The sequence below is a fragment of the Ornithinibacter sp. genome (assembly GCF_035443565.1).
In the GTDB taxonomy this organism is placed as follows: Bacteria; Actinomycetota; Actinomycetes; order Actinomycetales; family Dermatophilaceae; genus Fodinibacter.
Genome location: NZ_DAORSO010000005.1, coordinates 3043 through 23622, shown reverse-complemented (window position 1 = coordinate 23622; position 20580 = coordinate 3043). Strand labels below are relative to the sequence as shown.

Annotated in this window: 17 protein-coding genes; 4 read left to right on the top strand and 13 right to left on the bottom strand. The window is 72.3% G+C overall.

The window, feature by feature from the left end:
* The first annotated feature begins 88 nt into the window (after nt 1-88).
* Nucleotides 89-2293: an MMPL family transporter gene (locus tag PLL68_RS01440; protein WP_324530953.1), complete on the top strand. Its 2205-nt coding sequence runs from the start codon at nt 89-91 to the stop codon at nt 2291-2293.
* A complete protein-coding gene (locus PLL68_RS01435) occupies nt 2290-3060 on the top strand; it encodes a GNAT family N-acetyltransferase (RefSeq protein ID WP_324530951.1) in 771 nt (256 codons plus the stop codon). The genes PLL68_RS01440 and PLL68_RS01435 overlap by 4 nt, the downstream gene beginning before the upstream one ends.
* A 9-nt stretch (nt 3061-3069) precedes the next feature.
* Here the strand turns inward: PLL68_RS01435 and aspS are convergent, their stop codons facing one another.
* Nucleotides 3070-4863: an aspartate--tRNA ligase gene (gene aspS, locus PLL68_RS01430; RefSeq protein WP_324530949.1), complete on the bottom strand. Its 1794-nt coding sequence runs from the start codon at nt 4861-4863 to the stop codon at nt 3070-3072.
* A 171-nt stretch (nt 4864-5034) separates the two neighbouring features.
* Between aspS and PLL68_RS01425 the strand changes: the two genes are divergently transcribed.
* Nucleotides 5035-6558, top strand: coding sequence for a hypothetical protein (locus PLL68_RS01425; protein WP_324530947.1), 1524 nt, complete (start codon nt 5035-5037; stop codon nt 6556-6558).
* A 20-nt stretch (nt 6559-6578) separates the two neighbouring features.
* Here PLL68_RS01425 and PLL68_RS01420 read toward each other — a convergent pair whose 3' ends face one another.
* From PLL68_RS01420 to PLL68_RS01365, 12 genes are all read right to left on the bottom strand, one after another.
* Nucleotides 6579-8096, bottom strand: coding sequence for a M1 family metallopeptidase (locus tag PLL68_RS01420; RefSeq protein WP_324530946.1), 1518 nt, complete (start codon nt 8094-8096; stop codon nt 6579-6581).
* Between the two features lie 63 nt (nt 8097-8159).
* On the bottom strand, nt 8160-8615 hold the full coding sequence (locus PLL68_RS01415) for a YchJ family protein (protein ID WP_324530944.1): 456 nt from the start codon (nt 8613-8615) through the stop codon (nt 8160-8162).
* Nucleotides 8612-9247 carry an NUDIX domain-containing protein gene (locus PLL68_RS01410; protein WP_324530942.1) on the bottom strand — a complete coding sequence of 212 codons (636 nt, stop codon included), beginning with the start codon at nt 9245-9247 and terminating at the stop codon, nt 8612-8614. The genes PLL68_RS01415 and PLL68_RS01410 overlap by 4 nt, the downstream gene beginning before the upstream one ends.
* Nucleotides 9240-10952: a CTP synthase gene (pyrG, locus tag PLL68_RS01405; RefSeq protein ID WP_324531010.1), complete on the bottom strand. Its 1713-nt coding sequence runs from the start codon at nt 10950-10952 to the stop codon at nt 9240-9242. The genes PLL68_RS01410 and pyrG overlap by 8 nt, the downstream gene beginning before the upstream one ends.
* A gap of 88 nt (nt 10953-11040) precedes the next feature.
* A complete protein-coding gene (locus tag PLL68_RS01400; protein ID WP_324530940.1) occupies nt 11041-12141 on the bottom strand; it encodes a glycosyltransferase family 4 protein in 1101 nt (366 codons plus the stop codon).
* Nucleotides 12138-13769 carry a murein biosynthesis integral membrane protein MurJ gene (murJ, locus tag PLL68_RS01395; protein WP_324530938.1) on the bottom strand — a complete coding sequence of 544 codons (1632 nt, stop codon included), beginning with the start codon at nt 13767-13769 and terminating at the stop codon, nt 12138-12140. The genes PLL68_RS01400 and murJ overlap by 4 nt, the downstream gene beginning before the upstream one ends.
* Nucleotides 13766-14581 carry a hypothetical protein gene (locus PLL68_RS01390; protein WP_324530936.1) on the bottom strand — a complete coding sequence of 272 codons (816 nt, stop codon included), beginning with the start codon at nt 14579-14581 and terminating at the stop codon, nt 13766-13768. Before PLL68_RS01390 ends, murJ begins: the two co-directional genes overlap by 4 nt.
* Nucleotides 14578-15537 carry a copper transporter gene (locus PLL68_RS01385; RefSeq protein ID WP_324530934.1) on the bottom strand — a complete coding sequence of 320 codons (960 nt, stop codon included), beginning with the start codon at nt 15535-15537 and terminating at the stop codon, nt 14578-14580. Before PLL68_RS01385 ends, PLL68_RS01390 begins: the two co-directional genes overlap by 4 nt.
* Nucleotides 15538-16713 (bottom strand): putative cytokinetic ring protein SteA, encoded by a 1176-nt coding sequence (steA, locus tag PLL68_RS01380; RefSeq protein ID WP_324530932.1) that lies wholly within the window; start codon nt 16711-16713, stop codon nt 15538-15540.
* Nucleotides 16714-16736: 23 nt separating this feature from the next.
* The gene (gene recN, locus PLL68_RS01375; protein WP_324530931.1) at nt 16737-18428 is read right to left on the bottom strand and encodes a DNA repair protein RecN; all 1692 of its coding nucleotides are present in this window, start codon (nt 18426-18428) and stop codon (nt 16737-16739) included.
* On the bottom strand, nt 18425-19372 hold the full coding sequence (locus PLL68_RS01370) for an NAD kinase (protein WP_324530930.1): 948 nt from the start codon (nt 19370-19372) through the stop codon (nt 18425-18427). The genes recN and PLL68_RS01370 overlap by 4 nt, the downstream gene beginning before the upstream one ends.
* Nucleotides 19373-19374: 2 nt before the next feature.
* Nucleotides 19375-20238: a TlyA family RNA methyltransferase gene (locus tag PLL68_RS01365; protein WP_324530929.1), complete on the bottom strand. Its 864-nt coding sequence runs from the start codon at nt 20236-20238 to the stop codon at nt 19375-19377.
* Here PLL68_RS01365 and PLL68_RS01360 point away from each other — a divergent pair.
* Nucleotides 20183-20580: hypothetical protein (locus PLL68_RS01360; protein ID WP_324531014.1), on the top strand; the 398-nt coding region annotated here is incomplete at its 3' end. The two genes, PLL68_RS01365 and PLL68_RS01360, sit on opposite strands and share 56 nt — an antisense overlap.

The window sequence follows — 20580 nt, the reverse complement described above, 5'->3', positions numbered from 1 at the left end:
CAGCCCGTGCCGGGCCTACGAGGCGTTCCTGTCCCGCTCCCCCCACTGGTACTGAGCCACCCGGGCGCGCTCTGGCAGGCTGTGCCGCATGAGCAGGAGCGCCCGGCACGGCAGTCCCGCCCTGGAGCGGTGGGGGCGCCACGTCGCCCGTCACGCCAAGGCCATCGTGGGCTTCTGGGTGCTCTTCATCGTCGTCGGGTTCGCGGTGGCCCTGGGCGCCACCGGCACCCCGAGCCTGTTCAGCCGGCTCGACAGCGGTGAGATCGTCGTCGCCGGCGAGAACCAGGACGGCCGTGACCTGCTGGCCCAGGGCGGCGGCAGCGGGTTCAGCACCTACACCCAGACGCTCACCGGGGTCGACCTCAGCGACCCGGCCGTGGCGAGCGCCGCCGCGACCGCGGTGCAGGACCTCTCCGCCATCGAGCACGTCGAATCCGCCGTCAACCCGTTCGTCGTACCGGGCGGCCCGAGCACCCCCGACGCGCTGCGGTTCGTGCTCGACGGTGACCCGGCATCCGGCGGGTTCGCGACGGTGGTCACCTTCGACGAGGCCAACACCGCCGAGCAGGAGGCCGCCGCCACCGACCAGGTCGACGCCGTGTTCGACGGCCTCGCCGAGGACACCGGCGCCACCGGGGACCAACGCGGTGGGCTGCGCTCCCTCGTCGACCGGATCATCGAGCAGGTCAAGATCGACGGCCAGCGCGGTGAGGGCATCGCCCTTCCGGTCAGCTTCCTCGTCATGGTCGTCGTCTTCGGTGGGTTCCTCGCTGCCGGCTTCCCGGTCCTGGGCGCCATCGCCTCGATCGCCGGCGCACTCGCCTCGCTCCTCGGGCTGTCGTACCTGCTCGACCTCGACGCCTCGGTCGTCAACGTCGTCACGGTGCTCGGGCTGGGCCTGTGCATCGACTACGGGCTGCTCGTCGTCTCCCGCTTCCGCGAGGAGATGCGCGCGCTGCTCCAGGGCACCCCGGCCACCGACGCCACGCACGCCCAGGTGGTCGCCGCCACCGCGGCGACGATGAACCGGGCCGGCCGCACCGTCATCTTCTCCGCCCTCACCGTCGCCATCTCGCTGTCCGGCCTGCTCGTCCTGCAGATCCCGTTCATCCGCGCGGTGAGCGTGGCCGGTGTCTCGGTCGTGCTCATCGCCCTGGCCGTCGCGCTGACCCTCATCCCGGCGCTGTGTGTCCTCGGGGCCCGACGCCTGCTCAAGCGCGGCACGGAGACCGCCTCGGACGTCGGCGTGTTCTCGCGCCTGGCCGAGCGCGTGCACCGGATGCCGTGGGTCGTCATCGCGGCCGTCTCGGCGGTGCTCGTCGTCATGGCCCTCCCGGCGCTACGCCTCGAGCTCACCTCGTCCGGCCCCGAGCTGCTGCCCGTCGGCACCCCCGAGCGCACCTTCTACGAGGACTTCCGGGCGGGCTACCCGCTGCTCGCCGGCGCCGAAGTGCTGCTCGTGAGCCGTGCGCCGGTCGCCGAGGTGCAGGCCTGGGCCGACACCGCCGCCGACCGACCGGGTGTGGAGTCCGTCGACCCGGTCCGCGAGCTCGACAACGGCGTCGTCACCGTCGGCTTCCAGACCGGTGACTCCGGCACGGGCGAGGCCTCGCGCGACCTCGTCGACTCGCTGCGCAGCGACCGGGCCCCCTTCGACGCCTACGTCGTCGGCCAGGCCTCGGGCATCGTCGACTTCCGCGCCACCGTGGCCGACCGGGCGCTCTGGGCTGCCGGGCTGGTCGTCCTCGCCACCCTCGTGCTGCTCTTCCTCATGACCGGCTCCGTGGTCATCCCGATCAAGGCGTTGGTCATGAACGTGCTCTCCCTCGGGGCCGCGCTCGGTGTCACCGTGTGGATCTTCGAGGACGGCCACCTCGAGGGGTTGCTGCGCTTCGCCTCGACCGGGGCGCTCGAGAACACCATCCCGCTCCTCGTGCTGGCCTTCGGGTTCGGCCTGTCGATGGACTACGAGGTCTTCCTGCTCTCCCGCATCGTCGAGCTGCACGAGCAGGGACACGACACCCGCAGTGCCGTGACCCTGGGCCTGCAACGCTCCGGTCGCATCATCACCTCGGCCGCGCTCCTCATGGTCATCGTCTTCTCCGGCTTCGCCGCGGGCGACCTGCTCATCATGAAGCAGATGGGGGTGGCCCTCGTCCTGGCGATCGTCATCGACGCCACCCTCGTGCGCATGCTCCTCGTCCCGGCCACGATGTCGGTGCTCGGCTCGGCCAACTGGTGGGCCCCCGCACCGCTGCGACGCCTGCACGAACGATGGGGAATCACCGAATGACGGCGGTCCGCACCCTCACGACGCGCGCCGAGTTCGAGGAGGCGACCTCACGGCATCCGGTCGCGGTCCTCGACGTCGGCGCCGGCTTCGTCGGGCCCGCCTTCGCCGTCGACCACGCCGGCCAGACCTCGGTGCTGTTCCACCGGCGCTCCGACCACGGGGTCCCGGGCAGCTCCGCCCTCGCGACCGAGGGCGGCCTGGCGATCCTGCTCGACGACCCGGCGGTGCGGGCCTTCGTCACGGGCGAGGGCCACCGCCACCTCAGCGTCCCGCGCGGCCTCGTCGGGCTCGTCGAGGCGCGCCTCGACCTCGGCACCCGGGGCGGTGAGTGGGACTGGATGTGGACCAGCACCTCCCCCGCGCCCGTCCGTGGTGAGGACCACGTCGTCGTCCTGGACCCCTCCAGCAGGCAGGAGGCAGAGGCCTTCCTCGCCGCACACAGCCCGCGCACCCACGGCCAGCCCTTCGCCCGCCCGGACCAGTACTGGGTGGGCGTGCGGGACCCGCACACCGGCGCACTGCTGGCCACCGGGTGCAGCGAGCCGTGCGCGGCCGGCACCCCCACGCTCGCCGGGATCGCCGTCGACGCCTCGCAGCGCGGCCGCGGGTGGGGCGCAGCCGTGACGGCGCACCTCACCCGCCGCGCCGTCGAGCAGACCGGGGCCTGCGCCCTCGGCATGTTCGCCGACAACGACTCGGCCCGTCGCGTCTACGAACGGCTGGGCTTCACCACCGGCATGCGCTGGACCAGCCGCTGGTTCGGCTGAGCGGACCCGTCAGGCAGGCGGCTCGGATGCCGGGGGCCGGCTGTCGATCCCGGCCTCCTTGCGCTGCTCCGGGGTGATCGGGGCCGGCGCCTCCGTGAGCGGGTCGTAGCCGCCGCCGGACTTCGGGAAGGCGATGACGTCGCGGATGCTGTCGAAGCCGCCGAGCAGCATGACGATGCGGTCCCAGCCGAAGGCGATGCCGCCGTGCGGGGGCGCGCCGAACGCGAAGGCGTCGAGGAGGAAGCCGAACTTCTCCTGGGCCTCCTCACGCGACAGGCCCATGACCTGGAAGACGCGCTCCTGCACGTCGCGGCGGTGGATACGGATCGACCCGCCGCCCAGCTCGTTGCCGTTGAGCACCATGTCGTACGCGTAGGCGAGCGCCGGCCCGGGGTCGGTGTCGAAGGTGTCGAGGAACTCGGCCTTCGGCGAGGTGAAGGCGTGGTGGACGGCCGTCCACGCGCCCGAGCCCACCGCGACGTCACCGGCGGCGACCGCCTCGGACGCCGGCTCGAAGAGCGGTGCGTCGAGGACCCAGAGGAACTCCCAGGCGTTCTCGTCGATCAGGCCGCAGCGCTTGCCGATCTCGAGGCGGGCGGCGCCGAGCAGGGCCCGCGAGGAGCGGGTGCTCCCGGCGGCGAAGAAGACGCAGTCACCGGGCTGCGCGCCGACGTGCGCGGCGAGGCCCTCGAGCTCGGTCTCGGAGAGGTTCTTGGCCACGGGGCCGGTGAGCGTGCCGTCCTCCTGGACGAGCACGTAGGCCAGGCCGCGGGCGCCGCGCTGCTTGGCCCATTCCTGCCACGCGTCGAGCTGCTTGCGCGGCTGGCTCGCACCGCCGGGCATGACCACCGCGCCGACGTACTCGGCCTGGAAGACCCGGAACGGGGTGTCCGCGAAGTAGTCGGTGCACTCGACGAGCTCCTGGCCGAAGCGCAGGTCGGGCTTGTCGGAGCCGAAGCGACGCATCGCCTCGGCGTAGGTCATCCGGCGGAACGGCGTCGGCAGGTCGACGCCGATGAGCTGCCAGATCTCGCGGACGACGGCCTCCCCGAGCTCGAGGACGTCGTCCTGCTCGACGAAGGACATCTCGATGTCGAGCTGGGTGAACTCGGGCTGGCGGTCGGCGCGGAAGTCCTCGTCGCGGTAGCAGCGGGCGATCTGGTAGTACCGCTCCATCCCGGCCACCATGAGCAGCTGCTTGAACAGCTGCGGGCTCTGCGGCAGGGCGTACCAGGAGCCGGGGGCGAGGCGCGCGGGCACGAGGAAGTCGCGGGCACCCTCTGGCGTGGACCGGGTCAGGGTCGGGGTCTCGATCTCGACGAAGTCGCGGGCCTCGAGCACGCGTCGGGCGGCAGCGCTCACCTTCGAGCGCAGCCGGATGGCGTGACCGGCCGAGCGGGTGCCGGGGCGACGCAGGTCGAGGTAGCGGTGCTTGAGCCGGGCCTCCTCGCCGACGGTGACGCGCTCGTCGACCTGGAAGGGCAGCGGCGCCGACTCGTTGAGCACCTCGATGGCGCCGGCGACGACCTCGACCTCGCCGGTCGGCAGGTCGGGGTTGATGTTGCGGTCCTCGCGCGCGGTGACCTCACCGACGACCTTGACGACGTACTCGCTGCGCAGGTCGTGGGCGGCACCGGTCAACACCTCGTCGCGCGCCACGACCTGAACGACCCCGCTGGCGTCGCGGAGGTCGATGAAGGCCACGCCCCCGTGATCACGCCGCTTTGCCACCCACCCGGTGAGGGTGACGGTCTGGCCGGTGTGGGCGGCACGCAGGGTGCCGGCCTCGTGGGTGCGGAGCACGGGGGATCCTTCTCGGGTCGGGGTGGGGTGCGGTGGAGCCGCCTCAGTCTACGGAGGTCCGGCGTGACCTCAGAACGGGTTCCCCCGATCCCGGGTGGGCACGACGGCCGAAACCGCGGCGAGCCGTGTCAGGGTGGTAGGGCCTCCCTGCCCCCACCGTGAGCCCCCCCAATGAACCAGCCCCTCCCCCGCCGCACCGCTCTGCGCGCGGCCGCCGTGCTCGTCGTCGGCTCGGTCGCCGCCACGACGACGGCCTGCACGTCGGACAGCAGCGGCGGCAGCGATGATGGCGACCCGGATGCCGGCTCCACGTCCCTCGTGGTCGCCGCCGACCAGCGTGCCGGTGTCGTCGACGTCGACGCCTCCCCCCACGAGCAGGCGTTGGCCGCCTCGCGTGTCCTGCTCGACCGCGCCGGTGTCGTCGTCGTGGCGAGTGCCGACACCGATGTCGCGGCCGCGGCCGAACTGGCCACCGCCCACGCCCTCCCGGTGCTCGTCGCTGGGCCGGGTCTGGCCGCAGAGCTGGACCGGCTCGGTGTGAGCACGGTGGTTCGGGTCGGTGCCGGCGCGCCCGAGGGCGTTGACGCATCGGCGGGCCTGGTCGTCGTGGACGGGTCGGATGCCGGGGCGGTCGCGGCGCTTCCCGGGTTGCCCCCGCGCCCGAAGGCACACGGAGCCGTCGTGCTGCTCAGGCCGGGCGGTGCCCTCCCGCCAGCCGTGGCTGCCACGGCCGACGCCGCAGGGGCCGACCGGGTCACGGTGCAGCACGGCGACGTCCGGGCGACCCCGGATGCCATGGGGCCGGTGCGCGCCGGGAGCGGGCCGACCCTCGCCCTGGGGTCCGACCTCGGCCCCGCGGAGCGGGTTGCCCAGCGGGTGCGCACGGTGCGTCGCGCGGTGGAACTGCCCGGTGGTGGCTTCGTCCCGTTCCCGGGGCGCCGGATGATCGCGCTCTACGGACATCCGCAGACCAAGGCCCTGGGGATGCTCGGTGAGCAGCCCCCGGACCAGGCGGTTCGCCGCGCACGGTCGCTGGCGAAGGAGTACACCGCCCTCAGCAAGGAACCCGTGATCCCGGCGTTCGAGCTCATCGCCAGCGTGGCGTCCCAGGCCGCTGGGGAGGACGGCTCGTACTCGAGACGGACCCCGATCGAGGTGCTGCTCCCCTGGGTCGAGGCGGCCGAGCAGGCGGGCATCTACGTCGTCATCGACCTGCAACCCGGGCGCACCGACTTCCTCACCCAGGCGAAGTTCTACGAACCCCTGCTGCGCCGCCCGTCCGTCGGGTTGGCCCTCGACCCGGAATGGCGCCTGGAACCCGACCAGAAGCACCTGCGCCAGATCGGCTCGGTCGGGGTCGACGAGGTCAACCGCGTGGGGGCCTGGCTGGCAGCGCTGGTGCGCGAGCACGACCTGCCCGCCAAGGTGCTCACCCTCCACCAGTTCCGTCCGTCGATGATCACCGACCGGGAGCGCCTGGACACCACCCTGGACGAGATCCAGTGGCTCGTGCACGCCGACGGGCAGGGCCGTCAGGGTGCCAAGCAGTCCACCTGGAAGCGCCTCAGGCGCGACCTGCCCGATGGGGTGTGGCTCGGGTGGAAGAACTTCGAGGACGAGGACCTGCCGATGCTCACGCCGGAGCAGACGATGGCGCAGGTCAGCCCGACACCGTGGTTCGTCTCCTACCAGTGAGCGCGACCGGCTCCTTCGGCTTACGGGTAGCTGGGCTTGGCCGGGGTGGCGAGCCACTCCTGGAAGAACCCGTCGAGGTCCTGGCCGGACACCTCCTCGTAGACGGCCTGGAAGTCGGCCGTCGTCGCGGTGCTGTCGTCGTAGCGCTCAACCCAGGTCTGCACGCCCGCGAAGAAGGCCTCGTCGCCGACCTTGAGCCGCAGGGCGTGCAGGGTGCCGGCGCCGCGGTCGTAGACCTGTCCCGCGAACAGGCCCATCGGGCCCGGGTCGTCGATCGGCAGCGCCCAGTAGGCGGGGGTGCGGGCGGGGGCGTACCAGGAGTCGAAGGCGGCCTGGGCGGTGCGGATGCCGTTCTCCTCGTTCCACAGCCACGTCGCGTAGGTGGCCCAGCCCTCGTTGAGCCAGATGTGCTTCCAGTCCTTCGGGCTGACGGCGTTGCCCAGCCACTGGTGCGCCAGCTCGTGCGCCACGGTGCCCTGACTGGCTGAGCCGGAGTACACCGGGCGGGTCTGCGTCTCGAGCGCGTAGCCCACGCTGTCGTTGTCGACGCTGGAGCCGAACGCGCTGAACGGGTAGGGGCCGAACCTCGACTCGAAGAAGTCGATCATCCGGGGCTGCAGGGCCAGGCTGGCGTTGGTCGTGGCGCGCCGGCTCGCGGAGATCTTTCTGTCGACGAAGTCGTGGATGGGCACCCCGCTCGCCGAGTACGTCACCGGGAGCACCTCGAAGTCACCCACCGACGCGGTCGTGAGGTAGCTGGCCTGCTCGTCCACGGCATCCCACGACCAGGTCGTGCGCCTGTTGGCAGTCACCGGAGGGCCGTCCGGAAGCCCGTTGGCCACCGCCACCTTGCCCTCGGGCACGGTGATCCGGAACGAGTACGTGGCCTTGTCGCGTGGGTGGTCACTCACGGGGTACCACGTCATCGAGCCGTCCGGCTCGCTGACGACGATCGCCCCGTCCCGGGTGGTGTACCAGCCGTAGGGAGCCTGCTCGATGTCGGTCGGGCGCGTGGTGGTCCCCCCGTAGGTGACGACGAGTCGGACGCTCTGGCCCTTCTTGAGCTTGGGCCGTGGCTGCACGGTGAGTTCCCACCGGCGCTCGGCGTCGTCCTGCACCTGCCAGTACGCGGCTCCATCGACCTCGGCACCGGGCGCGGGTGGCGTGATGCCGGTGGCGCGCTTGCCGTTGACCGTCATCGCCGAGACCGTCATCCCCCGCAGGTCGAGGTTGAACCGGTCGAGATCGGCCGTCGCGGTGAGGTCGATCGTCGCAACTCCCGAGAGCTGGCCTTCCAGGGGGGCCGGCGAGGGTGCCGGAGGCGTGTAGTCGATGGCCAGGTCGTAGTGCGAGACGTCGTAGCCACCGTTGCCCGAGTAGGGGAAGTAGTTGTCCCCCACGCCCTCGGAGCCCGCGGTGAAGCGCGGCTTGCCAGGGTCACCGGGCGCTGCGGTGGCCAACCCGGTGACACTCACCAGGCTCACGATGCCGACGGCTGTGGCCAGCCCTCGGACGACGGTGGTTCGTGACGCGGTCATGCGGCCTCCAGGCTCGTGGGATGCCCGAGTATGGCAGCGCGCGGTGCAGGAGAACAGGTCTCGTCAAGCCTTGTCGACGGCTTCGACGTAGAACCACCTGCCGGCGCGGCGCTCGAAGCGACTGCGCTCGTGCAGCTGCCCGCGCCGCACCGGCCCGTCGTCGGCACTGACCCAGCGGGCGCGGAACTCCACGATGCCGTCGGTGTCCTGCGGGCCACCCGCCACGACGTCGAGCACGCTGAGCCCCTCCCAGCGAACCCTCGGGTCCGGGTCGGCATCGTCGCTGCGGGTGCGGGGGTGCCAGGTGCGAAAGAGGTGGTCACCGTCGCCGAGCACGTAGGCGGTGTACCGCGAGCGCATCAGCGCCTCGGCGGTGGATGCCGCCAGCTCACCGGCGACGACCGGGCCGCAGCACGCGCTCAGCGCGGCCCCGGCAGGAACGCCACCGCACGGGCACCGCCGGTCCGCCGACGGCATCCGCGCCGCCGCCGACCGGTCCCCGAAGGCTCGCTCGCTCATCCGCGGCGTCGGGGCCGCGTCGGCCACGGCTCGTCGACCGAGCGCGTGCCGACCCAGCCCCGCTCGCGCAGCCGCTGGGCTGCCAGGGCCGAGACCATGAGGGTGCCGTTGTGCACGTCGCCGGCGAGGACGGACTCCACGAGCTCGTCGAGCGGGACGCGACGCACCGGCATCCCGAGTTCCTCCCCGTCGCGCGCGTGGCGCGACTCCACCGGGACGTCGGTGAGTCCGCGGGCGAGGAAGACCCGCACGGACTCGCTGGACCCGCCGCTGCTCGTGTAGTGGTCGAGGAGCAGGTGCCACTGCGCCGCCTCGAGGTCGGCCTCCTCCATGAGCTCGCGCGCCGCAGTGAGGTGCGGTGCCTCTCCGTCGACGTCGAGCAGACCCGCCGGGAGCTCCCACTCGTAGGCACCGACCGGGTGCCGGTACTGCTGGACGAGCACGACGCGATCCTGCTCATCGAGGGCGAGGATGCCGACCGCCCCGGGATGGTCGACGAAGTCCCGGGTCACGACCCCGCCCTCACCGAGGTCGACGTCCTCGGTGACGATGTTCCACACGTGGCCCGTGAAGGACCGCACGCACGACCGCACGGGCAGTGACGCGAGCTGGTCACGCAGCTCGTCAGGCATGGGCGTCGGCAGCCTCGTGGTGGCGCGGACGCTCCACCTCGACGAGCCGTGAGGCCCGCTGGGCCTCGATCGCCGCGCCGACGAGACCGGCGAACAGCGGGTGGGCCCGCGTCGGGCGCGACTTGAACTCGGGGTGGGCCTGTGTCGAGACGTAGTAGGGGTGCACGTCGGCCGGCAGCTCGACGAACTCGACGAGCCCCAGCTCGGGGTGGGTGCCGCTGAACACCAACCCGGCGTCCTCGAGCTGCTGCCGGTAGTCGTTGTTGACCTCGTAGCGGTGGCGGTGCCGCTCGTCGGCGAACGTCGCACCGTACGCACCGGCGACGACCGATCCCTCGAGCAACGCAGCCCGCTGCGAACCCAACCGCATCGTCCCGCCCAGGTCGCCGGCACCCTCGACGAACGCCTTCTGCTCCTCCATCGTCGCGATGACCGGAGCCGTGCTCTTGGGGTCGAACTCGGTCGAGCTCGCGCCCTCGATCCCGGCGACGTCGCGGGCGTACTCGATGACCATGCACTGCAGACCCAGGCAGATCCCGAGCGTCGGGACGAGGTGGGTGCGGGCCCAGCGCAACGCGCCGACCTTGCCCTCGATACCCCGCACGCCGAAGCCTCCGGGCACGAGCACGGCATCCACCCCGCCGAGGGCGCGCTGCGCCCCCGCCTCGGTGTCGCAGGTGTCGGAGGCGACCCACCGGATCTGGACCTTGGCGTCGTGGTGGAAACCGCCTGCCCGCAGGGCCTCGGTGACCGAGAGGTAGGCGTCGGGCAGGTCGATGTACTTTCCGACCAGGGCGACGGTCACCTCGTGCTCGGGCTCGTGGACCCGCTCGAGGAGCAGGTCCCAGTCCGTCCAGTCGACGTCGCGGAAGGTCAGCCCGAGGCGGCGGATGACGTAGGCGTCCAACCCCTCGCGGTGCAACACCTTCGGGATGTCGTAGATGCTGGGGGCGTCGACGGCGGCCGCGACGGCCTCGGTGTCGACGTCGCACATCAGGCTGATCTTGCGCTTGATGGATTCGGGGATCTCGCGGTCCGCCCGCAGGACCAGGGCGTCGGGCTGGATGCCGACCTGGCGCAGGGCGGCGACCGAGTGCTGCGTCGGCTTGGTCTTCAGCTCACCGCTCGGGGCGAGGTAGGGCACCAGCGAGACGTGCAGGAAGAACACCTTGTCCCGGCCCAGGTCGTGGCGCACCTGGCGGGCAGCCTCGAGGAAGGGCAGCGACTCGATGTCGCCGACGGTGCCACCGATCTCGGTGATGATGATGTCCGGTGCGTCGGCATCCGAGACCCCGGGCGAGCCGGCGGCCTGGGCGCGCATCCGCTCCTTGAGCTCGTTGGTGATGTGCGGGATCACCTGGACGGTGTCGCCGAGGTACTCCCCGCGCCGCTCGCGCTGGATGACCCGGTTGTAGACCTGACCGGTCGTGACGTTGGCGCTGCCCTTGAGCGCGACGTCGAGGAATCGCTCGTAGTGGCCGATGTCGAGGTCGGTCTCGGCACCGTCGTCGGTGACGAACACCTCACCGTGCTGGAAGGGGTTCATCGTCCCGGGGTCGACGTTGAGATAGGGGTCGAGCTTCTGCATCGTCACCCGCAGCCCGCGCGCCCGGAGGAGGTGACCGAGGGAGGAGGCCGTGAGCCCCTTGCCGAGGGAGGAGGCAACTCCTCCGGTCACGAAGATCTGTTTCGTCGTCTGAAGCACCACGGGATTCAACGGTACGTCATGGCGCGGGGGTTGCGGGACGGCTTGGGTCGGCGCGTCGCGAGGTCCCACGTTTCGGACCGGTGGTTCACCGTCCGTCGGGCCCCTGCCCGAGCACTGACGCGTAGGCGCCGAGCGCCGCCGCCACGGCATCCGCATCGGTGGGCAGCTCGCCGGAGCGCTCGACGGCCTTGGAGCGCAGGTCATCACGCACCGATCCGTGGAGCACCACGTCACGAATCGCGCGCGACAGCGACAGGGGGTCATCCGGTGGCACGAGGAGCGCTGCACCACCCGTGACCGCGGCCGTTCCCCCGACATCCGTCGCGACGACGGCCGCACCGGCGTGCAGGGCTTCCTGGATGCCGACCGGTTGGCCTTCCCAGACCGCGCTGGAGATGACGACGTCGGCAGCTCGCAGCAGGTCCGGCACGTCGCTGCGGTGGCCGAGCAGGCGCACGGGGAGGTTCTCGGCGTCGATGCGCGCCTGGAGGGACTCGCGCAGCGGCCCGTCCCCGGCGATGACGGTCAGCAGGTCCAGCCCCTGGGTCGAGAGCTCGTGGTGGGCGTCCAGGAGCAGCGGCAGCCCCTTCTGGGGCGCCAGTCGCGCGACGACGACCCCGAGGGAGGTGCGTCCGCCGATCCCGAGCTCGGATCGAACGGCGTACCGGTCGCGCTCGGCCTCTCGTCGCGGCGGTGCCGCGATGACGGCGAGGCCGGTGCGGCGGGCACCGAGGCGCCGCATGCGCTCGACGAGGTCGGCCGACACCCCGAGCACCAGGTCACTCCCCCGAGCGACGACCCGTTCCAGCCCCCCGTAGACCGCCGACGTGAGCGCCCCCGACGGCGCGGCGTTGTGCAGGGTCGCGACGACGGGAACCCCCGAGCGGGCGGTGGCGATCACCGCGAGGGCGGCAGCCCGCAGTCCGTGCGCGTGCACGACGTCGGCCTTCGCCGACAGTCGTGCCAGGTCGCGCACGGCTCGGGCGTCGCGGGTCGGGTGCGGTCGGTCAGCGACCTCGAGGGATGCCGTGGTCGTCGCCACCCGGGCGAAGTGGAAGTGCTCCTCCACCTCTGGCGGACAGGCGACGACGACGGTGTGTCCCTGCCCAGTGAGGGACCCGATGAGCCCCTTGACGTGCGCACCGACTCCTCCGGCGCTCGTCCCGAGCACCACGAGAACCTTCACTCCTGCCCCCTTCCACGGCGCCTGGCCCTCCCGCGCGTGAGGACTTCCGACATCATCGCGCGGTCCCCGACCATCAGCGCGACGACCCCGATCATCAGGGCCAGCAACCCCGCGCCCGCCCCGACGACCATGGTCTCCACGAGGTCGTCGAGGGCCCTCCCCCGCGTCACGACGTCGCCAGCGGCGACCGCGAGCGCGACCGAGACGACGAGTGCCCCCGTCGTTCGACCGATGCCCTGGGTCACTGCAGGACCCCACGTTCGCCGCACCAGGAGCAGTAGTGCCACCGCGGCCACGGTCATCCCGATCGTCGAGGACAGGCCCAGCCACCGCAGGGTGAGCCCCGGATCCTGCCCGCTGCCCAGCACCGCGAGCGGCAGCAGCGCGGCGATGCTCCAGCCGATGGCGGCGGCCAGCGCGGCATCCGTGGGTTTGCCGCGCACGTACAACGCCCGCGTCAGCAGCGCGATGAGACCGAAACCCACGAGTCCGGGGGCGTAGGCATTGAGCGCGCCGGGCAGGGCCGCCAGGGCCGCGGTGCTCGCCACGCCGCCACTGCGGCGCGCGTCGAGGATGGCGAAGAAGGGGCCGATGGCCGGGGCCGCGGCGATGAGGACGCCGACGGAGAGTCCCGTCAGCACGAGCACGGCACGCAGCGAGCGGGCGAGGGTCCCGCTGACGTCCTGCCCGGCGCCGGTTCCGGTGGCCAGTGCCGGGAACGCGCTCGTCGCGACGGGAACGGCGAGCACGGCGTACGGCAGCAGGTAGACCGCCTGGAGGTAGAGATACACGGTGAAGGTGCCGTCGTCGCCGGTGTGGTTGGCCAGCCACATCGTGACGAGCACAGCCCCCTGCTGTGCGAGCAGGGCGAGCATCCCGGCGCCGGCGAGCACGCGGAGGCGACGGGCGTCGTCGCTGGGCAGGCGCAGTCCCGGATGCCAGCGCCAACCGGTGCGCAGGGCGGGAACGACCAGTGGCACGGAGAGCACGACAACACCCATCGTCGTGCCCCACCCCAGCACGCGAATGGCCTCGGCGCTCACGAGTGAGGGTGCCGTCTCGCCGTCGACGATCGAGCCGTACCAGAGGTAGGACACGAGGACGACGACCGAGGACACCAGAGGCGCCAGCGCCGCGGCGAGAAAGCGGCGGTGGGCCTGGAGCAACCCGGTGAGGATGATGCCCAGACCGTAGAGCGGCACCTGCACGGAGAAGATCCGCAGCAGGGTCGCGGCGACGTCCTCGGCGGCCGGGTCGGGTGACCTGATGAGCCAGCCGGCGATCGGCCCGGCGAGCAGCCAGAGCAGGGCCGCGACCGGGAGGAGGACGAGCATCGCCCACGAGAGCAGGACGGATGCCGTCTGGTCGGCCCGGTCACGCTCCCCCGCCCCGAGTCGGTGGGCGATGAGCGGCACCGCGACGGCGGCCAGCACACCACCGGCGGCCACCTCGAACATGACGTTGGGCAGGGCGTTGACGCTGGAGTAGATGCCGCCCACTCCGCCGGCGCGCACGGCATCCGCGAACACCAGGATGCGGCCGAAGCCGACGACACGGGCGAGCAGGGTGGTGACGGCGATCAGCCCGGCGGCCCCGGCGATGCCTGAGGCGAAGCGGCGTCCCGTCATCGCGCCGGCCGGCCCCAGGCGTCGAACTCACGCAGGCCGGGCGTCGACTCGATGACCTTGGTGAAGCTCACCCGCTCCGAGGCCAGGGTCAGGCCAGCCAGCACCACCAGTGCAGCCACCCGTCCCCGTCGACCGGTGGCCTCGACCAGAGCCGTTCCGACCAGTGCCCCGGCGGCGTTGGCGCCGGTGTCCCCGAGCATGGCCGTCCCCGCCAGATCGGGACCGATCACGCCGAGAGCCGCCCCCGCAGCAGCAGTTGCGGCGGAGGCGCCCGGACCACGACGCACCATCAGCGGCAGGGCGGCGAGCAGGGTCACCTTCAGAGCGCGCCCCGGCCGCAGGTCGAGCAGGTTCGCGAGGTTGGCAGATCCGGCGATGACGGCTCCACCGACGAGAGCGTCCACGGCATCGACGTCGTGGCGCGAACGGTCGGCGAGGATCGCCGCAGCCACACCGGTGGCCCCGATCCCCACGATCTTGATGAAGCCCGTCGTGATCTGGCCACGGGCGGCAGCCCCGAGGTGCCCCTTGAGGCCCTTGCTCGAGCCGTCGCCGCCCAGGTCGTCCAACGCGCCGAACGCACCGGAGCCGATGGCTGCCACCACGCCCGCAGGGCCCGCCGTGAGGGCACCTGCGGCGGCCCCCACCGTTGCCCCGACGACGTAGGCCGGGCCCTCGAGGAGGGTGACGTCGTGCCCCGCATGGTTCGTGCGCGCCCACCGGCGGGACGTCACCGCGCTGGTGAGGAACCGGAAGGCACCGTGGGCCGCCCCCGCGGCCAGGCCGCCGATGGCGGCGGTGCGAGCGATCACGGCGCCGGGACGGGAGCGAACGGGGCGTCAGCACCCTCGGCGAAGCCGTACTGCCCGACCTCGCCAGCACGCTGCTCGACCAGGGCGTGCACGATGCTGGCCTGGCCGAGCGTCGACCCGCCGTTGTCCACCGTGGACACGCCCTCGGTGGCCGTCGCGTCGTTGCGGATGCTGGCCACCACGTCGATGGCGTCCGTGGCCGTGGTCGTCGCGCCAGCGGTGACCAGACCTGCCGATCGCGCGTCCAGGGCGATGACGAGGTCGACCCACCGGTCGGCGGCGGCCTGCTGGGCAGCAGGATTTCCCTCGGTGATCGTCCCGGCGACCACGACGACGAGGTCGGCGATCTGCACGTCCTCACCAGCGACCTCGATGAGGTCTGCCGACGCGAGCGTGGCCAGGGCAGACCTGGCCTGCTGTGCGTCGATGGTGTTGGGCAGGGTGCGGGCGGATGTGCTGAGCAGTGCTGCGAGCAGCACGTCCCTCGCCGACACCGACCCGGTGTCGCTGACGTCGATGCCGGCACCGGCAGCGGCGTCACGCACCGCGGCGTCGCGAGCCGTCACGACCGCCTCGTCGGTGCTGACCCAGTTCTGGCCGATGGTGGTGGTCGAGACGACAGCCGCGCCGGAGGAGGCCAGGCTCGTCGCGGTGGACTCGACGAGCGCGGTGTCCGTGCCGGGCAGCACGACGACGGCCACCCGCTGGCCGTCCAGGCTGTCGGCCAGGATGGCGGGGTTGGTCTCGCCGATGTAGTCCTCGCGGGCGTCGATCTCGGCGGTCGCGTCGGAGAGTTGTGCGTTGAGCTGGGCCTTGTCCTCCCGCAGGCCGGCGACCTCGTTGGTCAAGGTGTCCCCGAGCTCGCCCTGGAGCGGGCCGGCACCGAGCACGATCCCCACCGCGAGCGCGAGGAAGATCGAGACGATGGAGACGAGGTGGTAGCGGAAGTCGATCACCTAGAAAACTCCTTGGATGGACGACCAGAGGTCGTCGAGGCGTGCACCGAAGACCTGGATGAGCGCGCGGCCGCCGTCGGTGGACCACAGCGCGGCTGCGAGCGCGAGCAGGCCCACGGCCAGCATGAGGAAAAGGCTCCAGAGGGAGATCCGGGACCGGTAGAGCTGGCTGACCCCCTTGGCGTCGACGAGCTTGCTCCCCACCCGCAGCCGGGTGAGGAAGGTGCTGGCCATGCCCTTGCGGCCCTTGTCGAGGAACTCCACGAGCGTGACGTGGGTGCCGACGGCGACGATGAGCTGGGCGCCCTTGTCGTCGGCGAGCAGCATGGCGACGTCCTCGCTGGTCCCGGTCGCCGGGAAGACCACCGGCTCGACGCCGAGCGAGCGCACCCGCTCGAGCCCGGGCGCCTTGCCGTCGCGGTAGGCGTGCACCACGACCTCGGCGCCGCTGCGCAGGGCGTCGTCGGACACCGAGTCCATGTCGCCGACGATGAGGTCGGGCTTGTGCCTGGCCTCGATGAGGGCGTCGGCACCGCCGTCGACCCCGATGAGGATCGGCTTGTACTCACGGATGTAGTGGCGAAGGATCTGCAGATCCTCCTTGTAGTGGTAGCCGCGCACGACGATGAGGACGTGCCGGCCCTCGAGCTCGGTGGTGATGTCGGGGACCCCGACGCCGTCGAAGAGCAGGTCACGCTCCTGGCGCAGATAGTCCATCGTGTTCTCGGCGAAGGCCTCGAGCTGGTCGGACATCCCGGCGCGGGCGACGGCCATCATCGCCTGGACGGCTTCTGCGTCGAGCCGCTCCCCGGTGACGATGGTGCGCTCGTCGGCGATCAGGTCGCCACCATCGATGGTGAGCAGCACCCCGTCCTTGATCTGCATCGCGTCCGGGCCGGCGCTGTCGATCAACGGGATGCCGGCCGCCACGAGGATCTCCGGGCCGAGGTTGGGGTACTTGCCCGAGATCGACGCAGCGGCGTTCACGACGGCGGCGGGGCGACAGGCGACGAGGGCCTCGGCGCTCACCCGGTCGAGGTCCTCGTGGTCGATCACGGCGATGTCACCGGGCCGAAGCCGCTTGGTCAGGTTCTTCGTGCGACGGTCCACTCGAGCAGGGCCGGTCAGCCCCGGGAGGGGACCACGGCCACGGCGGGAGGGTAGGCGAATCGACATCGGCACCATCGTGCCACGTGACGCTAGCCGCGAGCGCGAGCCATCAGGTCTCGGGCGTGCTCCAGGGCGGCGTCGGTGCCCGAGCCACCCAGCATGCGCGCGAGTTCGGCCACGCGGTCCTCCCCCGTGACCTCGTGCACGCCGCTGCGGGTCACGTGGCCGTCGTCCGAGCGCTCGACGACGAGGTGTCGATCGGCGTGGGCCGCCACCTGCGCCAGGTGCGTCACGACGATCACCTGGGCGTGGCGGGCCAGAGCGGCCAGCCGGGCCCCGACATCGAGGGCGGCACGCCCACCGACCCCGGCGTCGACCTCGTCGAAGACGAACGTCGGGACGCTGGCGGTCTCGGTCGCCGTGGCGACCTCGAGGGCGAGCATCACCCGGGAGAGCTCACCACCGGATGCCGCCTTGGTCACCGATCGCGGTGCCGTGCCCGACCCGGACGCGAGCCGGATCTCCACGTCGTCGCGCCCCTCGGCGCCGAAGCGACCGGCATCCGCGACGTCCACGGTCACGGTGGCGGACCCCATGGCCAGGTGCGTGAGCTCCTCGGTGATGCGGTCCCCGAGGGTGGATGCAGCGGCGGTGCGGCGCGCCGTGAGGGTGGCGGCAGCCCGCTCACGCTCGGCGGTGAGCACCTCGACGCGCGCGGCGAGCTCGTCGATGCGATCGGTGGTCGACTCCAGCTCGGCTACCCGCACGGCTGCGTCACGCGCCCAGGCGAGTACGTCGTCGACGCCTGGCCCGTAGAGGCGGGTCAGTTCGGACAGTGCGGCTCTGCGCGACTCGACCTGCTCGAGCCGGGCCGGGTCGATGTCGGCGTCGGCGAGGTAGGAGCCGAGGTCGGCCGCGACGTCAGCGGCGAGGTAGCGCAGCTCGTCGACCCGGGTGCCGATCTCGGCCAGGGCCGGATCGCTGGCGCTGACCTGGTCGAGGCGCGCCGATGCCGTCGCGAGCGCCCCCAGGACGCCCGGGTTCGCGGGACCGCCGGCGTCGTCGCCGCCGGTGAGCGCGTCGTGCGCCGCACCGGCACCGTCGCGCAGCTCCTCGGCGTGGCCGAGCCGCTGCGACTCCACGCGCAGGGCGTCGTCCTCGCCCGGTTGGGGATCCAGGGCCTCGATGCGCTCGAGCCCGACCCGCAGGGTCTCGGCCTCGCGCGCACGGGCGGCGGCCGCGGCGCGCAGGTCGCCCAGCTCGGCCTCGGCCCCGATCAGCTCGCCGTGGACCGCCCGGTAGTCGGTGAGGGCCGTCGCGACGTCGCCCCCGCCGAAGCCGTCGAGGACCTCACGGTGCTGGTCCGCGCGGCGCAGCCGCCACTGGTCGGCCTGCCCGTGGACGGCGACGAGGTGCTCGGCGAGCTCGGCCAGCAGTCCGACGGGCGCGGCCCGACCACCGACGTGTGCCCGGGACCTGCCGTCCGACGCGACCGAGCGCACGAGGACGAGGCCGTCGCGAACGTCCGCCCCGGCATCCGCGGCCCGGCCCAGCGCCCGGTGGCCCTCGGGCAGGGACAGCACCCCTTCGACGACGACGCGGTCGGCACCGGCGCGGACCAGGGCAGAGTCTCCGCGGCCGCCGAGGAGCAGGCCCAGCCCGGTGACGACCATGGTCTTCCCCGCGCCCGTCTCCCCCGTCAGCACGGTCAGCCCGGGGTGCAGCGGGAGCACTGCTTCGTCGATGACACCGAGGTCGCGGATGCGGATCTCCTCGATCACGGTGAGCCGTCCCCCTGGGCCAGCTGGCGGCGGGCGGCACCGCGCCACCCCTCGACGGGGAGGTCGAACTTCTCGACGAGTCGGTCGGTGAAGCCCCCGGAGTTCAGGCGGGCCAGGCGAACCGGTTCATCGGAACGGCGCACGTGGATCCGCGCGCCCGGGGGGAGGCCGACCGCCCGGCGCCCGTCGCACCACACCACCCCGTGGGCGTCGGTCTGCGCGAGCACCTCGACGACGAAGCGCGACTGCGGGCCGACGACCACGGGGCGCGCGAACAGGGCGTGCGCACTGATCGGCACGAGCAGCAGGGCTTCGACATCGGGCCAGACCACGGGGCCACCCGCCGAGAACGCGTACGCCGTGGACCCGGTCGGGGTGGCCATGACGACCCCGTCGCAGCCCCACGTCGACAGCGGGCGCCCGTCGATCTCGACGGTCAGCTCGAGCATCCGCTCCCGAGACGCCTTCTCGACCGTGACCTCGTTGAGCGCCCACGACTGGAAGACCGTCCTGCCGTCCTCCTCCGCGCGCACCTCGAGGGTCGTGCGCTCCTCCACGTGGTACTCACGAGCCACGATGTGTTCCACGGTCGCGTCGAGGTCCTCACGCTCGGCTTCGGCGAGGAAGCCCACGTGCCCGAGGTTGACCCCGAGAAGCGGGACGCCTGACCCGCGGGACAGCTCGGCCCCCCGCAGGATCGTGCCGTCCCCACCGAGGACGCAGACCAGTTCACAGCCGGCTGCTGCCGATTCATCGGTGTCGGTGTCGACGCCGAGCACGCCCGGCACCCGCGCCAGTGGGGTGTCGACGAGCTCGTCCCTGGACGCGCTCACCCCCACGCCGGCGGCGATGAGCCGGGTGGCCACCCCGGCTGCGAGTTCCTGGGCGTCAGTCCGCCAGAGGTGCGTGACGAGCAGGATGCGACGTGACGGGGTGCTCGTCATGCTCATCCTCCGCGCGCCTCGGTGGTGATCTCGCGAACGATGTCGCGGACCCGGTCAGCGCTCATTGTGTCCGACGGGTCCGACCGGGCCCACAGGAGGTACTCGATGTTGCCGGTGGTGCCCGCGATCGGGCTCTCGCGGATGCCGTGCACGAACAGCCCCGCGTCGAGGGTCGACTCGACGACCCGCTGGAGGGCCGCCGTCCGCTCGCGCGGGTCTGTCACCACGCCCTGCCGGTTCAGCCGGCCCCGCCCGACCTCGAACTGTGGCTTCACGAGCACGACGAGGTCACCTCGCTCGCCCATCAGTCGAGCGAGGTCGGCGAGCACGAGGGTCAACGAGATGAAGGACAGGTCGGCCACGACGACATCCGCGGGGCCGCCGATGGTCTCCGGCTGAAGTCCGCGGATCGTCGTCCCGCTGTGCTCGGTGACGCGTGGGTCGCTCGCCACGTCGGGCACGAGCTGCCCTCGTCCGACGTCGACGGCAGCGACATGCGCTGCGTCGGCGGCGAGCAGCACCTGGGTGAAGCCCCCGGTGGAGGCACCCACGTCGACACACCGACGCCCCTTCACGGTGAGGCCGACGGGTCCCCATTCCTGCAGCGCCGCGTCGAGCTTGTGGGCAGCCCTGCCCACCCAACGGGGGCCGGCGACCTCGACCACGAGGACGTCGTCGTCGGCCACGGGCAGCGACGGCTTGGTCGCCACCGAGCCACCGATCGTGACCTGTCCGGCCCTGACGAACTCCCGCGCCTCCCCCCGAGAGCGTGCCAGCCCCCGCCGTACGAGCTCGGCGTCCAGACGTGCGATGTCAGCCGCCGAGGTCGGCGAGCCGCCCCTGCAGGGTGCGGTGGACGGCCTCACCGGCCTGGAGCTGACCGTCGAGGTCACCCGCCGGGGTGTTCGCGAGATCGCGCAGTGCAGCGTCGATGACGATGTCGCCGGTTTCCGGCGGCCCGGCCTGCTGGTCCTGCTGTGCTGCGTCGTCGATGTCCGGCAACCTCACGCGTCACTCGCGGGAGTGCTGCCGGATGCCGGTGCCGACGGAGCCTGCGTCGCGGGTGAGGCGCTGGATGCCGTGCTCTTCGCAGCCGGGGCAGACTTCGTGGTGGCCCTCTTCGCCGGAGCCTTCGCGGCCGTCTTGGCGGGAGCCGACGTCGTGGCAGCCTTCTTCGCGGGTGCCTTGGCAGCCGGAGCCTTCGCGGC

Excerpts from the sequence above, each read along its gene's own strand:
- PLL68_RS01440 (WP_324530953.1), top strand. The coding sequence starts at position 89 with ATGAGCAGGAGCGCCCGGCACGGCAGTCCCGCCCTGGAGCGGTGGGGG.
- PLL68_RS01435 (WP_324530951.1), top strand. The coding sequence starts at position 2,290 with ATGACGGCGGTCCGCACCCTCACGACGCGCGCCGAGTTCGAGGAGGCG.
- PLL68_RS01425 (WP_324530947.1), top strand. The coding sequence starts at position 5,035 with ATGAACCAGCCCCTCCCCCGCCGCACCGCTCTGCGCGCGGCCGCCGTG.
- PLL68_RS01420 (WP_324530946.1), bottom strand. The coding sequence starts at position 8,096 with ATGACCGCGTCACGAACCACCGTCGTCCGAGGGCTGGCCACAGCCGTC.
- PLL68_RS01415 (WP_324530944.1), bottom strand. The coding sequence starts at position 8,615 with ATGAGCGAGCGAGCCTTCGGGGACCGGTCGGCGGCGGCGCGGATGCCG.
- PLL68_RS01410 (WP_324530942.1), bottom strand. The coding sequence starts at position 9,247 with ATGCCTGACGAGCTGCGTGACCAGCTCGCGTCACTGCCCGTGCGGTCG.
- murJ (WP_324530938.1), bottom strand. The coding sequence starts at position 13,769 with ATGACGGGACGCCGCTTCGCCTCAGGCATCGCCGGGGCCGCCGGGCTG.
- steA (WP_324530932.1), bottom strand. The coding sequence starts at position 16,713 with ATGTCGATTCGCCTACCCTCCCGCCGTGGCCGTGGTCCCCTCCCGGGG.
- PLL68_RS01370 (WP_324530930.1), bottom strand. The coding sequence starts at position 19,372 with ATGACGAGCACCCCGTCACGTCGCATCCTGCTCGTCACGCACCTCTGG.